General features: G+C 72.6%; 12 protein-coding genes. 6 read left to right on the top strand and 6 right to left on the bottom strand.

The genetic code is table 11. The features are described from left to right. Positions 1 to 364: 364 nt before the first annotated feature. Positions 365 to 979: an exopolysaccharide biosynthesis protein gene (locus AAC134_RS06320; protein WP_339948218.1), complete on the top strand. Its 615-nt coding sequence runs from the start codon at positions 365 to 367 to the stop codon at positions 977 to 979. 30 nt (positions 980 to 1,009) lie between these two features. Here AAC134_RS06320 and AAC134_RS06315 read toward each other — a convergent pair whose 3' ends face one another. The 6 genes from AAC134_RS06315 to AAC134_RS06290 all read right to left on the bottom strand — a co-directional run bounded on the left by AAC134_RS06315 (position 1,010) and on the right by AAC134_RS06290 (position 8,888). Further along, positions 1,010 to 2,416, bottom strand: coding sequence for an AcvB/VirJ family lysyl-phosphatidylglycerol hydrolase (locus tag AAC134_RS06315; protein WP_339948217.1), 1,407 nt, complete (start codon positions 2,414 to 2,416; stop codon positions 1,010 to 1,012). A gap of 103 nt (positions 2,417 to 2,519) precedes the next feature. Then, the gene (locus tag AAC134_RS06310) at positions 2,520 to 4,268 is read right to left on the bottom strand and encodes an NAD(P)/FAD-dependent oxidoreductase (RefSeq protein WP_339948216.1); all 1,749 of its coding nucleotides are present in this window, start codon (positions 4,266 to 4,268) and stop codon (positions 2,520 to 2,522) included. 9 nt (positions 4,269 to 4,277) lie between these two features. Then, complete coding sequence (locus AAC134_RS06305; protein WP_339948215.1) at positions 4,278 to 5,045, bottom strand: SDR family oxidoreductase; 768 nt, start codon at positions 5,043 to 5,045, stop codon at positions 4,278 to 4,280. A gap of 23 nt (positions 5,046 to 5,068) precedes the next feature. Beyond that, positions 5,069 to 6,490, bottom strand: coding sequence for an amidase family protein (locus AAC134_RS06300; protein WP_339948214.1), 1,422 nt, complete (start codon positions 6,488 to 6,490; stop codon positions 5,069 to 5,071). Between the two features lie 22 nt (positions 6,491 to 6,512). Further along, entirely contained in the window at positions 6,513 to 7,817 is a 1,305-nt protein-coding gene (locus tag AAC134_RS06295; RefSeq protein WP_339948213.1) for an aminotransferase class III-fold pyridoxal phosphate-dependent enzyme, read from the bottom strand. Between the two features lie 96 nt (positions 7,818 to 7,913). Beyond that, positions 7,914 to 8,888 carry a LysR family transcriptional regulator gene (locus AAC134_RS06290; RefSeq protein WP_339948212.1) on the bottom strand — a complete coding sequence of 325 codons (975 nt, stop codon included), beginning with the start codon at positions 8,886 to 8,888 and terminating at the stop codon, positions 7,914 to 7,916. Positions 8,889 to 8,984: 96 nt separating this feature from the next. Here AAC134_RS06290 and AAC134_RS06285 point away from each other — a divergent pair, with 96 nt between their 5' ends. The 5 genes from AAC134_RS06285 to AAC134_RS06265 all read left to right on the top strand — a co-directional run bounded on the left by AAC134_RS06285 (position 8,985) and on the right by AAC134_RS06265 (position 14,379). Next, a complete protein-coding gene (locus AAC134_RS06285) occupies positions 8,985 to 9,854 on the top strand; it encodes an ABC transporter permease (RefSeq protein ID WP_339948211.1) in 870 nt (289 codons plus the stop codon). After that, positions 9,854 to 10,654, top strand: coding sequence for an ABC transporter permease (locus AAC134_RS06280; protein ID WP_339948210.1), 801 nt, complete (start codon positions 9,854 to 9,856; stop codon positions 10,652 to 10,654). The genes AAC134_RS06285 and AAC134_RS06280 overlap by 1 nt, the downstream gene beginning before the upstream one ends. A 97-nt stretch (positions 10,655 to 10,751) precedes the next feature. Next, positions 10,752 to 11,900 carry an extracellular solute-binding protein gene (locus AAC134_RS06275; RefSeq protein ID WP_339948209.1) on the top strand — a complete coding sequence of 383 codons (1,149 nt, stop codon included), beginning with the start codon at positions 10,752 to 10,754 and terminating at the stop codon, positions 11,898 to 11,900. 63 nt (positions 11,901 to 11,963) lie between these two features. Beyond that, entirely contained in the window at positions 11,964 to 13,040 is a 1,077-nt protein-coding gene (locus tag AAC134_RS06270) for an ABC transporter ATP-binding protein (protein ID WP_339948208.1), read from the top strand. A gap of 1 nt (position 13,041) precedes the next feature. Further along, the gene (locus AAC134_RS06265) at positions 13,042 to 14,379 is read left to right on the top strand and encodes an aspartate aminotransferase family protein (RefSeq protein ID WP_339948207.1); all 1,338 of its coding nucleotides are present in this window, start codon (positions 13,042 to 13,044) and stop codon (positions 14,377 to 14,379) included. Positions 14,380 to 14,556: the final 177 nt, after the last annotated feature.

The raw sequence follows: 14,556 nt of genomic DNA, 5'->3' as shown, positions 1-14,556 counted from the left end.
TCTGCCCCCGCAGCCTCCCCTTCTGAGGGGCCACGCCCCCGACCCACCCCGCCCGCCCGGGGCGCGCGCCCTCAAACAGGGCGCGCGCGTCCCGGAAACACGCCCCGTTCCGCCTCGGCCGCCGGCGTTCGCCTGGGGCCGGGGGAGCGTCGCCGCGGGGTCTCGCGCCCCCCCTGCGCGGTCTGCGCAGCGCGACAGGGCTTGCCCCCGCCCCCGGTTCGTCGCAAACGCCTTGCCGGAAGGGTGCGCGCCGCCCGGCGAGCGGGAGACGTCCGGTCGCAGTCGACCTGCGGCGCGTCGCCCCCAACTGAGCGGTCCGGCGGGAACCCTCCCTCCGGCGGCTGGCAAGGGATCGAGGCGACAGATGCAGGCGTCGGGCGGGCTCGGCAGGCCATCGCTGGTCCTTTCGCTGCTGCGCGCGGTGAACGTGCGTCGCGGCGCGCAGAAGATCACGGTCGGCGAGATCCTCGAGGCGCTGGGCGAGCGCTCGTTCGGGTGGACGATGCTGCTGTTCGCTATCGTCAACATGCTGCCGCTGCCCATCGGCTCGACCCTGCTGACCGCGATTCCGCTGATCATCCTGTCGCTGCAGCTGACGCTCGGCCGGCGCAGCGTGGCCCTGCCGCGCCGGGTGATGGCGCTGCAGGTCAGCCGCCAGGCCTTCCGGCGCGGCGTGCACCGGCTGCGCCCGGTGATGCGCGCGGTCGAGCGGGTGCTCAAGCCCCGCTTCCCCGCCCCCTTCGCCCCGGGGCGCGAGCGTCTGCTGGGCGCGCTCCTGCTGCTGATCTCGGTGACGCTGTTCCTTCCGATCCCGCTCAGCGCCTGGGGGCCGGCGATCTCGCTGCTGATCTGCGCCTTCGGGCTGATCGAGCAGGACGGACTGGTGCTGCTGGGGGGGCTGGCGGCCGGCGCGATCTCGATCGCGATCACGGTGGCGGTGGTGCTGGCGATCGTGGTCGAGGCCTCGATCCTGCTCTAGTCGGTCCCTTCGTCTCCCGGCCCCGCCCGGTCAGGGGGCGGCGCCGCCCAGCTCCAGGATCGCGCGGGCCAGGAGGTCGTGGGCCTTGCCCAGGTGGTGTCCGCCGGGCAGGACCAGACGCGCGACGCCGGGCGGGGCCGGATCGCAGGCCGAGCCGGTCTCGTCCTCGCCCTGGATGCACAGCATCGGCGGGGCGCCGGGACCGGCCGCGGCATCGGCCAGCTCGGCCCCCACGTCGGCGCCCCCTGTGGCGCCGCCCAGCCAGCCGGCGGGCGAGATCTCGAACCCCGTGCGCCGCTCGGGCGCCAGCAACGCCACGCCGGCGAGCCGGGCGCGCAGTTTCGGGGGCAGCCGGCGCAGGGCGAAGGGCGTCACGTTCGCCCCCATCGAGAAGCCGACCAGCAGCACCCGCCGCGGCCCCCAGGTCGCGCTTCGCCGCTCGATCAGGCCCGCGAGATCCCCGGCGATCCGCTCGGGCGTCCGTTCGCGCCACAGCCAGCGCAGCAGCGAGACCCCGGCGACCGGCACGCCCTCGGCCGCCAGCCGGTCGGCGAGGGCCGCGTCGAAGGCGGCCCAGCCGCCGTCGCCCGACAGGAAGATCGCGAAGATCTCCCGCTGCGGCGCGCCGGGGGGCGGCAGGTGCAGGACCACGGGCAACGGCTCGTCCGCCGCGCCCGCGCGGAAGGCGAAATCGGCGCCGGCGACCGACCAGTAGCTTTCGAGGAACCCCGTCGAGACCTCCGGCCCGCGCGCCGGCGACTGGCGCGCGGCGGGCCCGTGCGCGGGCGGGCGCGGCGCCGGCCCCTCCGCCGGCGAGGGGCTCGCCCGGATCCGCCGTCCATCCGCCGCCAGCGTCGTCACCCCCGGCAGCCGCGGCAGGGCGGCTCCGCCCGCGGCGTCGGCCAGGTCGAACCAGCGCAGCGGCGCCTTGGGCAGTCGCCCGGCGAGCGCGGCCTCGGCGGGCTCGGGGCAGGCGGGGAAGGGGGCGAAGCGGTCTGTCGCCAGGCCCTGGAACGCCTCGGGATCCGCCGCGGCCATCCGCAGCGCGAGGCCCGCGCCTTCGCCGCGCGCGGTCAGCGTCGGGGGGATCGCCGCGCTTCCCGCATGCGCCATGACGCGGCGAACCAGCGCCAGCGCGGCGCGCCCGGCCCTGTCGCAATCGCCCTCGGCAAGGCCCGGCAGGCGCATCAGATCGACCCCCACCACCAGCGCGCGCGAGCGCGCCAGCCGCGCCGCCCGCGCCTCGAGCCCCGGCGTCCAGCCCTCGGCCCCCGAGATCATCAGCGCGACCGAGCGCGCCTCATGCGCCGGCAGGTGCAGGCTGGCGAGCGCCCGGTCGCCCGCCTCGGGCGGCGGGCGCAGCGCCGCCAGGCCGGCGAGCAGCGCCGCGCCGGCAAGCAGGGCCGCCCCCCGGAAACTCCAGACCGTCGGGACCATCGCGTCCTCCCGCGCACGGGAATAGGCGCGAGAGGGTGGCGAGCGGGTTAATCGGGAACCGGGGCCGGGGCCGCCTGCACGGACCCTGCGGGCGCGCCGCGCCTCAGCCCGCCGCGGGGCCCAGGTTCAGCCCCGCGTGGCGGGCCTTCAGCTGAAGGCTCAGCAGGCGCGAGTAGAATCGCGACTGCGCCAGGTTCCCGCCCATGAACCAGAGCCCCGGCTCCGCGGTGGGCTTCCACATGTTGCGAAGCTCCCCCTCCCAGGGCCCGGGGTCGCCGCGCGCGCCCGAGCCGTAGCCCCAGCAGCGACCGACCCGCTCGGCCGTGGCTGGGTCCGCGAGGCGGGCGACCCATTCCTCCATCGCGCCAAAGCCGGTGGCGTAGACGATCATGTCGGCTTCCAGGACCTCGCCGTCCTCCAGCTCCATCCCCCCGGCGGTCAGTCGCGCGATCCCCGTGCCCGAGCGCAGGCCGATGCGCCCGTCCATCACCATCGCGCAGGCGCCCACGTCGAAATAGTATCCCGAGGCGGTGCGCGGATACTTCAGCATCCCCGTGCCGTCCTCGCCGAAATCCAGCGCGAAGCCCGCGGCCGCGAGCCGGTCGTAGAACCCGGCCTCGTCTTCGCGCACCCGGGCCCAGAGGCCGCGGGCGTTCTCCTCCTGCACCCGGAAGGGGGAGGAGGCGAGCATCAGGTCCGCCCGATCCGTGGTCAGCCCCCGCTCCACCGCGCCCTGCGAGAACAGCGGCCCCAGCATCGTCTCGACCACCGTGCGCTGCTGGACCACCATCGTCGAGGACCGCTGGATCATCACCGGATGCGCGCCATGGCCGACGAGATCCGCGGCGATGTCATGGGCGGAGTTGTTGGCCCCCACCACGATCACCCGCTTGCCCGCCAGCCCCTCGCCCGAGGCGAACTGCGAGGAATGCATCTGCACGCCGGCGAAATCGGCCTGGCCCTCGATCTCGGGCGTCCTGGGGAAGCCCGCGTTGCCCACTGCCATCACCAGATGCGTGGGGGAGAGCGTGACCGTCTCGTCCTCGCGCCTGAGCGTCACCGTCCAGCCCTCGCCCGAAGGGGGGCGGGCGGCGCCCAGGCACTCGGTGCCGGTCCACACCGCGAGCTCGAGCGCATGGGCGTAGGAGTCCAGCCAGTCGCCCATCTTGTCCTTGGGCGTGAACACCGGCCAGAACTCGGGGAACGGCATGTAGGGCATGTGGTCGTACCAGACCGGGTCATGCAGGGTCAGCGCCTTGTAGCGCGAGCGCCACTGGTCCCCCACCCGCGGATGCTTGTCGACGACAAGGTAGGGCACGCCCAGCATCTCGAGCCGCGCGGCCAGCGCGAGCCCCGCCTGGCCGCCGCCCACGATCAGCGCCCAGGGCTCCGCGCCCTTGCCGAAGGCGTTGGTCTTGGCGGCCAGCCGCTCCTTCCAGTTGCGGCCCTGCGGATCGTCGATCAGGCCCGAGGGGCGGCGGGCGCCCAGCGGCTCCTCATGGCCCTTGAGCCCCTCGAGCGACAGCAGCAGCGTGCGGCAGCGCCCGTCCTGCAGGCGCACATAGCCGCGGCCGTGGCCGAGCGTGGTCTCGAAGGCGACGAACCCCTCCTGCGCGGGGTCGGCGCCGGGGAGAAGGGGCGGGGCCTCGGCCGTCACCTCGAGGTTTGCGTCCGCGGCGGGACCGGCGGCGAAGGCGGCGATGGCGGGCGCGCCCTCCAGCGTCTGCAGCGTGCCGCCCACGGCCACGAAGTCGCGCCAGAAGCCGCCGGGCAGGAACAGCGCCTGCGCGGCCTTCGCGTCGCGGGCGGCGACGGCGGCGGTCAGGGCCGCGGCCCAGCTCTCGATCGACATATCCGTTCCTCAGTCCTGCGGGACCATCAGCCCGGCGGTCTCGCCGCCGTCCACCGTGATCACGTCGCCCGTCACGTAGCCCGAGCGGGGCGAGACCAGCCAGGCCACCGCCTCGGCCACGTCCTCGGCCAGCCCCAGCCGGGCCAGGGGGATGCGCGCGGTCAGCAGCTCCCGCCGGCCGGGCAGGGACAGGGTGCGACCCATCATCCGGGTCTCGATCTGGCCGGGGCAGACGGCGTTGATGCGCACCTGCGGCCCCAGCTCCAGCGCCAGGCTCTTGGTCAGCCCGATCAGCGCGGCCTTGGAGGCGGTGTAGAGCGCGAGCCCCCGCTCGCCGGCCTTGCCCGCGACCGAGGCGATCATCACCACCGAGCCTTGCGCCTCGATCAGCGCCGGCAGCAGGCGGGCGGTCAGCATCGCGGGCGCGCGCAGGTTCAGGTCCATCACCCGGTCATAGAGCGCGTCGTCGGTGGCGGCGAACTCGGCCCGCACCCCCACGCCCGCGTTGTTCACCAGCCCCGCGAGCCGCCCCGCCGACAGCTCCAGCGCCCGGTCGGCGGCGGCATGGATGCCGGCGGGCGAGCCGAGATCCGCCTCGAAATAGGTCGCGCCCGGGACCTCGGCGGCCAGCGCCGCGCCGGCCTGCGCGTCGCAGCCGCAGAACAGAACCGGGAAGCCCTCCTCTGCCAGCAGGCGCACGCAGGCGGCGCCGATTCCATGGGTTCCGCCGGTCACGAGAACCGGGGCGGCGTCGGGCGGGGCGAGGGGTCGGGGCATCGGCGCTCCTGTGCGGGGGGCGGTCAGGCTGACAGCGGCGGGCGGCGGCCGGCCAGCCCGCTCGCCTGCTCGAAGGCGTGGGCGGCCTGCAGCACGCCGAGGTCGTCGAAGCGCCGGGCCACGATCTGCAGCCCCACCGGCAGACCCGAGGGCGTGAAGCCGCAGGGAACCGAGCAGGCCGGGTCGCCCGACATGTCGAACGGGTAGGAGAATTCGGCCCAGGACAGCCAGTCCCAGGGGTGCTGGGGCCAGTGGGCGGGCTGCACCCGGTCCACCGGGAAGGCCGCGACCGAACAGGCGGGCGAGACCAGGAAGTCAAACGCCTGCAGCGTCTGCGCGATCCCCGCCACGTAGGCGTACTTGCGCTCCCGCCAGTCGAGATACTCGGTGGCCGAGAAATGCGCCCCCTCGCGGATGCAGGCCACGAGGTCGGCGCCCATCCGGTCCGCGTGATCCTCCAGCAGCGCGGCGCGGCGGCCGAGGAACGCCGCCCAGAAGAAGCGGCCTATGGCCGGACCGGCGGGTCCCCAGGGGGGCGAGATCTCCTCGACCTCGGCCCCCAGATCCTCGAGCGTCCGGACCGCGCGGGCGACGACCTCGGCCACCTCCGGATCCACCCGGGCGTGGCCGAAGTCGGGGGAATAGGCGATGCGCCGGCCCTTCAGGGGCGCGTCGAGCCGGGCGGGATAGTCGGCGGGCGGCGCCTCGGCGCTGGTGTGGTCCAGCGGATGGGGCCCGGCCATGACCTTGAGCATCAGCGCCGAATCCGCGACCGTGCGGCTCATCGGGCCGATGTAGGTGCCGTAGTCGTTGTTGCTGACCGGGATGTGAGGCACCCGTCCGTAGGTGGGCTTCAGGCCGAAGACCCCGCAGAAATGCGCCGGCATCCGGATCGAGCCCGCCCCGTCCGAGCCCAGGTGCAGCGGTCCGAACCCCGCCGCCGCCGCCACCCCCGCCCCGGCCGAGGAGGCGCCCGCGTTCAGCCCGCGCCCCCAGGGGTTGTGGGTGACCCCGGTCACCGGGTTGCGGCTGATCCCCGACCAGGCGAACTCCGACATCGTGGTCTTGCCGATCACCACCGCGCCCGCCTCGCGCAGGCGCGTCACCACCGGGTTGTCCGCGCCCGCCACGCCCTTGCGCAGCGCAAACGAGCCGGTCTCGGTCGGCTGGCCCGCCACGTCGTAGAAGTCCTTGATGGTGACCGGCACGCCCTCCAGCGCCCGTCCCTCGCCCCGCGCGAGGCGGGCGTCGGAGGCGCGCGCGGCCTCCATCGCCTCGGCCTCCATCACGCAGGAGAAGGCGTTCAGCGCGGGGTTCCTCGCCGCCACCTGGCGCAGCACGGCGGCGACGGCCTCCGAGGGGGCGACCTCGCCCGCGTCGTAAAGGGCGCGAAGCTCTCGCGCGCTGGCAAAGCCGAGATCGGCGTCCGTGGCGGGATCGGTCAAGGGGCGGCTCCTTCAGGGCGGCTCAGCGGGCCATGGCGGCCAGGCGCGCGGCGACCGGGGCGGGGACCGGCGGCAGGTCGGCGTTGCGCGCGCGCAGGTCGCGGAAGGCGGCCTCGGTCGCCTCCAGCACCCGGTCGATGTCGGCCGGCGTCATCGCGGCGTTGGTGAACATGTTGTGGTAGGGGCTCAGCAGCGCCCCGTTCGCGATCGCCACGTCGCAGAAGCGGTAGATGCGGCGCAGGTCGGCGTCGTCCTCGAACCGGAACAGCGGCATCGCCGCGGGCCCGCTCTGCGTCAGGGGGAAGTCGTGGCGTCCGGCCTGCTCGGCCAGCCCCTCGCGCAGGCGCCGGCCGGCGGACTGGAGGCGGGCGAGGTAGCCGCCCTCGGCGACCTGCGCCATCACCTCGAGCGCCGCGGCCATCGGGGCGGCCGAGAACCAGAACGATCCGGTCACGAACACCGAGCCCGCCGCCTCGCGCGCCCGCGCCCCGCCGGTCACCGCCGAGATCGGCTGCCCGTTGCCCAGCACCTTGCCCCAGCAGGTCAGGTCGGGGGCGACGCCCAGCCCCTCCCACGCGCCGCCCGCGGCGAGGCGAAAGCCGGTGCGCACCTCGTCGAGGATCAGCAGCGCGCCGCTCCGGTCGGCCAGCGCCCGCACGCGGCGGGCAAAGGCCGCGTCGACGTCCACCTGATCCTCGAAGGTCTCATGCCGGTGAGGGGTGAGGATGATCGCGGCCAGATCCTCGCCCGCGTCCGCCACCGCCGCCTCGAGCCCCTCGAGGTCGTTGTAGTCGAAATGGGCGATATGGGCGCGCTCCTCGGGCAGCACGCCGACGGGGCGGGGCGTGCACCAGGGCTGGGCGCCGTGGTAGGAATTGCGCGCGGTCAGGATCCGCCGGCGGCCGGTGGCGGCCCGCGCGATCATCACCGCCATGCCGGTCGCGTCCGAGCCGTTCTTGCAGAACATCGCCCACTGCGCGTCCGCGATCCGCGCGACCATCGCCTCGGCCAGCTCCACCATCAGCCCCGAGGGGCCCGAGGTCGTGTCGCAGACCTCCATCTGCGCGCGGGCGGCGGCCAGCACCCGCGGCTCGCCATAGCCCAGCAGGTTGGGCCCGTAGGCCGAGAGCAGGTCGACATAGTCCCGCCCATCCGCGTCCCACAGCCGGCAGCCCTCGGCGCGCGCGTAGAACTGCGGGGCGCGCGGCGGGGCGAGCGTGGTGGCCATGTGCCCGTACATGCCGCCCGGGATCACCTGCGCCGCGCGGTCGCGCAGCGCCCGGTCCGCGTCCCCGGCTCCGATTGTCGTCCTTGAAAGGCTGGCCACGTCGTCGCTCCCGCTCCCGGTCCTCTGCAGGGCACGCTAGGACCAAACCGCGAAGGCGCCGAACGGTTTTTCGGGCGACGTCGCGGCGCGGCCGGCTCAGACGTAGGTGCGATCCTCGATCGGGGTGGCCTCGATGGCGGCGAGCAGGCGGGCGAGCAGGCGCTCCTCGGCCCGGTTCTTCACCGCATGCTCGTTCCACACCACATGCACGTCGATCGCGGGCAGGCCGGTGTAGGGCGGGACCTGCCACAACAGCCCGTCGCGCACGTCGCGCGCAGCCACGTGCAGGGGCAGGGGGCCCACGCCCAGCCCCGCCACGATCATCCGGCGCACCTCCTCGAGATGCGAGGACAGGCCGGTGATCTTCTGCCCCAGCTCCGCCTCGGCCCGCATCAGCGTCACCGGGCGCAGCACGTCCTGCAGCCGGTCCGTCTCGAAACTGACCGAGTGGTGGCCCGCCAGGTCCGAGACCTGAAGGTCGTCGCGCCCGAACAGCGCATGCGGCGGCCCGCAGAACAGGCCGAAGTATTCGCGATACAGCCGCCGATACTCCAGCCGCGGGTTGTGATCGCGCACCAGGCAGACCGCGAAGGAGGCGCGCTTGGCCATCACCTCGCCGATGGCGTCCGCGCTCGAGAGCACGTCGATCGAGAGGGTGGCGTGGGGGTGCTCGGCATGGAAGCCCTCCAGCGCCTCGTCGAAGAGGGGGCAGACCACGTGGCTCGCGAGGCTCACGCGCACATGGCCCTGCACCTCGTCGGTCAGCTCGCGCATCAGCGTGGACAGCCGCAGCACCGAGCCGTTGATCTCCAGCGCCTCGCGATACAGCAGCCGTCCCGCGTCGGTCAGCTCATAGCGCCCCGGCGCCCGGTCGATCAGCCGCCGCCCGATCCGGTCCTCCAGCCGTTTCAGCGCCGCCGACAGCGAGGGCTGCTTCAGCCGCAGGCGGTTGGCGGCCTCGGTGATCGAGGGGCTGTCGGCCAGCACCACGAAGGTGCGCAACAGGTTCCAGTCGAGCTCGCGCGCGATGCGCTCCGGCTCGGGTCGCGGGGTGGGAGCGGGGCGGGCCATAGATCGAACCTCTAGCGACAATTCTCGATATCTATTTGATCTATGATGCGCGGCGCCGCCATCGTTTTCGCCACAGACCAACGGTGGAACTGTTCCATGTCGTCCGTCGAGACCCGCGAGGCCCGCCAGCCCTGGATCCTTCTGTCCCCCGCCCTGAGCGCGGTGGCGCTGCTGCTGTTCGTGCCGCTGATCTTCATCGTGGTCTACAGCTTCTGGCTGCGCACGGCGACGGGCGCGGACGTGGCGGGGTTTCACCTCGACAACTGGTCCGAGGCGCTGAGCGACGCGTTCTACCGCGACATCCTGCTCTCGACCCTGCGGATCGCGGCGATCACCACCTTCGTCTGCGCGCTGGCGGGCTATCCGGCAGCCTATTTCATCGCGCGATCGCGCGGCAACAAGATGATCCTGCTGCTGCTGCTGATGCTGCCGTTCTGGATCAGCTACATCATCCGCACGATGAGCTGGATCAACATCCTGGGCGTCTCGGGGGCGATCAACTCCGCCCTGATGGCGGTCGGCGTGATCTCCGAGCCGATCAACATGCTCTACAACGAGACGACCGTGATCCTGGGGCTGGTGCATTTCCTGCTGCCGTTCATGATCCTCAACATCTTCGTCAGCCTCGAGGGGATCGACACCAACCTCGAGGACGCCGCGACCTCGCTGGGCGCGACCCGCTGGCAGAGCTTCCTCGAGGTGACGCTGCCGCTGTCGCTGCCGGGCCTCGCGGCCGGGGGGCTGCTGTGCTTCGTGCTGGGCGCGGGGACCTACATCACGCCGCTGGTGCTGGGCGGGCCGACGGACGCGATGTTCGCCAATCTGGTGTTCGAGGCGATCATCACCCAGCTCAACTGGCCGCTCGGCTCGGCGCTCAGCCTGATGCTGCTGGCGGTGCTGGGGCTGCTGGTGGCGATCTACAACCGCTATCTGGGCATGGCGCAGCTGATGAAGGGGCTGGGCTGATGCGCGGAGTTTCCCTCGGCTGGGCGGCCGTTTCGACATGGGCCGTGCTGGTCTACGTCTTCATGTTCCTGCCGGTCGCGGTGGTGGTGCTGCTCAGCTTCAACGCCTCGCAGTTCGGGGCCTTCCCGATGACCGGCTTCTCGTTCCGCTGGTTCGTCGAGCTCGCCGAGAACGAGGCGATTCTGCGCGCCTTCCGCACCTCGATCGTCCTCGGCCTGCTGACTGCGGCGATCTCCACCACGCTGGGGGTGCTGGCGAGCCTCGCGCTGGTCCGCTACCGGGTGCCCGGGGCCAACGCGGTCTCGACCCTGCTGATCGCGCCGATCCTGGTGCCCGAGGTGGTGCTGGCGGTCGCGCTGCTGCTGTTCCTCAACTTCCTCGGCCTGCACAAGAGCTTCGCGTTGCTGCTGTTCGGCCACGTGATCTTCACGCTGCCCTTCGTGGTGCTGGTGGTGCAGGCGCGCCTCGTCTCGATCAAGCCCGAGCTCGAGGAGGCGGCCCAGAGCCTGGGCGCCTCGCCCGTCCAGACCTTCTTCCAGGTGACCCTGCCGCTGATGGCGCCGGCGGTGGCGGCGGGCGCCCTCTTCGCCTTCACCATCAGCTTCGACGACATCACCGGGACCCTGTTCTGGAAGCCCGGCGGCGTCGAGACCGTGCCCACCCAGATCTTCGCCATGCTGCGCAACTCGATCAGTCCCGAGATCAACGCGCTGGGCACGGTGATGATCGTGATGACCGTCGGCCTGCCGCTGATCGGCGCGGCCGTCGCCAGACGCCTCGCCGCCCGCAGCGGCGGTTGAAGTCAGAATCGCCGCCCGCAGCGGCGGCTGAGACCCCATTCGCGGACCGGGCCGCCAGACGCCCGGCCGCAACATCCCGTCCGACAAGGAGACCACGATGACCCGCAGACTGGACGACACCACCCGCTACGAACGCCTGCGCGAGCGCTTCAGGAACGGCGACCTCGACCGCCGCCATTTCCTCGGCCTGCTGGGCGCCGCCGGCGCCGCCTATGGCCTGGTCACCCCCTATCGCGCGCTGGCCCAGGACGTCTCCGAAGTGCGCTTCGACGGCTGGGGGGGCGTCGTCTCCGAGGCCCTGCGCGCCAACGCCTTCGACCCGTTCACGCAGGCGACCGGCGTCACCGTGGTCGACGGCACCTTCGGCGGCGGGGACGAATACCTGAGCCGCGTGAAAGCCTCCCAGCCCGGCGAGTACAACATCGCCCACCTCTCGGGCGTCTTTGATTACGCGCGCTACCACGGCCTCGGGCTGACCTCGGAGCTCAACGAGGCCAACATCCCCAACCTGGAATACGTGATCCCCAAGCTGGTCGACGTGTTCCGCAAGGTCTCCGACGGCACGCTGTCGTGCGTGCCCTACGACTACGGAACCACGGGGCTCGCCTACAACCGCAAGCACATCTCCGACGAGGAGATGAAGGAGAAGGGCGCGAAGATCCTCATCGACGAAGCGCACAAGGGCAAGATCGGCGGCTGGTCGGACTGGCGCACGCGCATGTGGTACGCCTCGCTGCAGACCGACCAGGACCCCAACGGCGTTACCGACGAGGACGCCTGCTGGGACGCCATCCGCGCCCACCGCGACCTCGCCCTGAAATACTGGACCTCGGGCGCGGAGCTGATGAGCCTGCTCGCCGAAGAGGAGATCCACGTCACCGAGGGCTGGTCCGGCCGCATCTACGCGCTGCAGGAGCAGGGCCACGACATCGGCTACTACGACCCCCCCAACGGCTATGGCTGGCAGGAGTGCATGTTCGTGCTCAAGGGCTCGCCGATGGCCGCCTGCGAGGAGCTTCTGAACTTCATGCTGGCGCCGGAGACCGCGATCGCGGTGGCCGAGGGCCAGAACTATCCCCCCGCGCTCGACCCCCAGAAGGTCGATCTCGGCGAGAAGATCCCCAAGCTTCCCGCGTTTGATCCCTCGGGCACGCTCGACGGGCTGACCTTCGCCGATCCCGCCTACTGGAACGGCCATGAGGCCGAGTGGTCCAAGACCTTCGGCCGCGTCCAGAAGGGCTATTGATCGCCCGCGCCCCCCTTGCGAGGGGGGCGCCCCAGCCGGAGGCCCGCGCCCCATGAGGTCCCCATGAGTTCCGTCGTCCTCAAGGACATCGTGAAGCGCTTCGGCGACTTCACCGCCGTCCACAAGACCACGCTCGAGATCCCCGACGGCGCCTTCGTGACGCTGCTCGGCCCCTCTGGCTGCGGCAAGACCACCAACCTGCGGATGATCGCGGGCCTGCTGGACCCGAGCGAGGGCGAGATCCAGATCGGCGGCAAGCGGATGAACGACACGCCGATCCACAAGCGCAACCTCGGCATCGTGTTCCAGAACTACGCGCTGTTCCCCCACAAGACGGTGGCCGAGAACGTCGCCTTCGGGCTGAAATACCGCCGTGTCTCGAAGGCCGACATCGCGCGCCGGGTGACGGACGCGCTCGAGCTGGTGCAGCTGCCCCATGTCGGCGACCGCCATCCCAAGGCGCTTTCGGGCGGTCAGCAGCAGCGCATCGCGCTCGCCCGCGCCATCGTCGTCAACCCCGACGTGCTGCTGCTCGACGAGCCGCTCTCGGCGCTCGACGCCAACCTGCGCGAGGACATGCGCGTCGAGCTCAAGCGCATCCAGGACCGCATCGGGGTGACCACTGTCTTCGTCACCCACGACCAGTCCGAGGCGCTGGCGCTGTCGGACCGCATCGTGGTGATGAGCGCGGGCCACGTCGAGCAGGTCGGCACGCCCGAAGAGGTCTACAACGCCCCCGCCTCCGAGTTCGTGGCGAATTTCCTGGGCGCCTCCAACATCTTCGCAGCCCCGTGCCTCGCCGCCGGGCCCCACGGCGTCACCCTCGACGCGCCCGTCTTCGGCCCGGTCGAGGTGGCCGCCGCGCGCGCTCCGGGCGTGCGGCAGGGCCCCGCCAAGCTGGTGCTGCGCGCCGAGAAGCTGCAGCTGCTGCCCGCGGGCGCGGCCCCCGAGGGCATGATCTCCGCCCCCGCCACCGTCGAGACGGTGGACTACCAGGGCCAGACCGTCCGCTATTTCGTGCGCCTGGGCGAGCGCCAGATGCAGGCGATCAACATGATCGACGTCCGCCCCTTCGCACAGGGCGACACGGTCGTCGCCGCCTTCCGCCCGCGCGACTGCGCCGCGCTCGCGGGGGCCTGAGATGAGCCACCTCTTCTACCAGGGCCGCGGCCGGAAGCCGGTGCTCGAGCAGGCCCGCGGCGTCTATATCTGGGACAAGGACGGGCGGCGGTATCTCGACGGCTCCTCGGGGGCGATGGTCTGCAACATCGGCCACTCCAACCCCAACGTATTGGCCGCCATGCAGCGCCAGATGGAGAAGGCCACCTTCGGCTACCGCCTGCATTTCGAGACCGAGGCCTCCGAGACGCTGGCCTCCCGCCTCGCCGCCCTGATGCCCGAGGGGCTCTCGCGCGTGTTCTTCGTCTCCGGCGGCTCCGAGGCGGTGGAAAGCGCCATGAAACTCGCCCGCCAGCACGCGCTGGCCACGGGGCAGGGGGGGCGCTGGAAGGTGATCTCGCGCGCGCCCTCCTACCATGGCTGCACGCTGGGGGCGCTGGCGGTGACCTCCTACACGCCCCTCACCGCGCCGTTCGCGCCGATGATGCAGGCGATGCCCAAGGTCCCGGCCCCGCGCGCCTATCTCGACGGGCTCGACCCCGACGACCCCGAGACCGGGCGCCATTACGCCGACCTGCTCGACGCCGCCATCCTCGCCGAGGGGCCCGAGACGGTCGCCGCCTTCATCGTCGAGCCTGTCGGCGGCGCCTCGACCGGCGCCCTCGTCCCGCCGGCCGGCTACATGGAGCGGATCCGCGAGATCTGCGACCGCCACGGCGTGCTGCTGATCCTCGACGAGGTGATGACCGGCGCCGGGCGCACCGGCCGGTTCCTCGCCGCCGAGCACTGGGGGACCCGCCCCGACATCGTGGTGATGTCCAAGGGTCTGGGCGCCGGCTACGCGCCGCTCGGCGCGATGATCGCGCACGAGCGGCTGGTCGAGCCGGTGCTCGACGCCGGCGGCTTCGCCCATGGCTTCACCTACGCGGGCAACCCGCTCGCCTGCGCCGCGGGGCTGGGGGTGCTGGACGAGATCGCCCGCCAGAACCTCTGCGCCAATGCCGAAACGATGGGCGAGGCGCTGATCGCCCGCCTCCACGGCCTGATGCAGAAGCACGAGCTGATCGGCGACGTCCGCGGCAAGGGCCTGCTGACCGCCTTCGAGCTGATGGCCGACCGCGCGACCAAGGCCCCGCTGCCCGCGCATCTGAACGCCCACCAGCGGCTGGTCGACCTCGCCTACGAGCGCGGTCTGATCGTCTACTCCCGCCGCACCCGCGACGGGACCGAGGGCGACCACATCCTGGTCTGCCCGCCCCTGATCCTGGAGCCCGCCCATCTCGACGAGATCGTCGAGGGCCTCGACGCCGCGCTCGCCGCGCTCGCCGACGAGCTGGCCCCGGCGCTGCGAACCGGGTGAGGCGGCGCCGCCCGCCCCTCGGGCGCCCCGGACCCGATCCGGGGCCTCTCCCCGCCCGCCTCAGGCCGCGCCGGTCCTCGTTCGGCGCCTTGCGCCCGCGCCGCGCCTCCTGCAGGCCGTGTCCGGCGCGCCGGCCTCTCCTCGCCGAGGCCCGCGCCGAGCCTGAAAGCCGCCGAA

Source organism: uncultured Albimonas sp., assembly GCF_963977235.1.
In the GTDB taxonomy this organism is placed as follows: Bacteria; Pseudomonadota; Alphaproteobacteria; order Rhodobacterales; family Rhodobacteraceae; genus Albimonas.
This window is presented reverse-complemented; position numbering and strand designations above follow the sequence as displayed.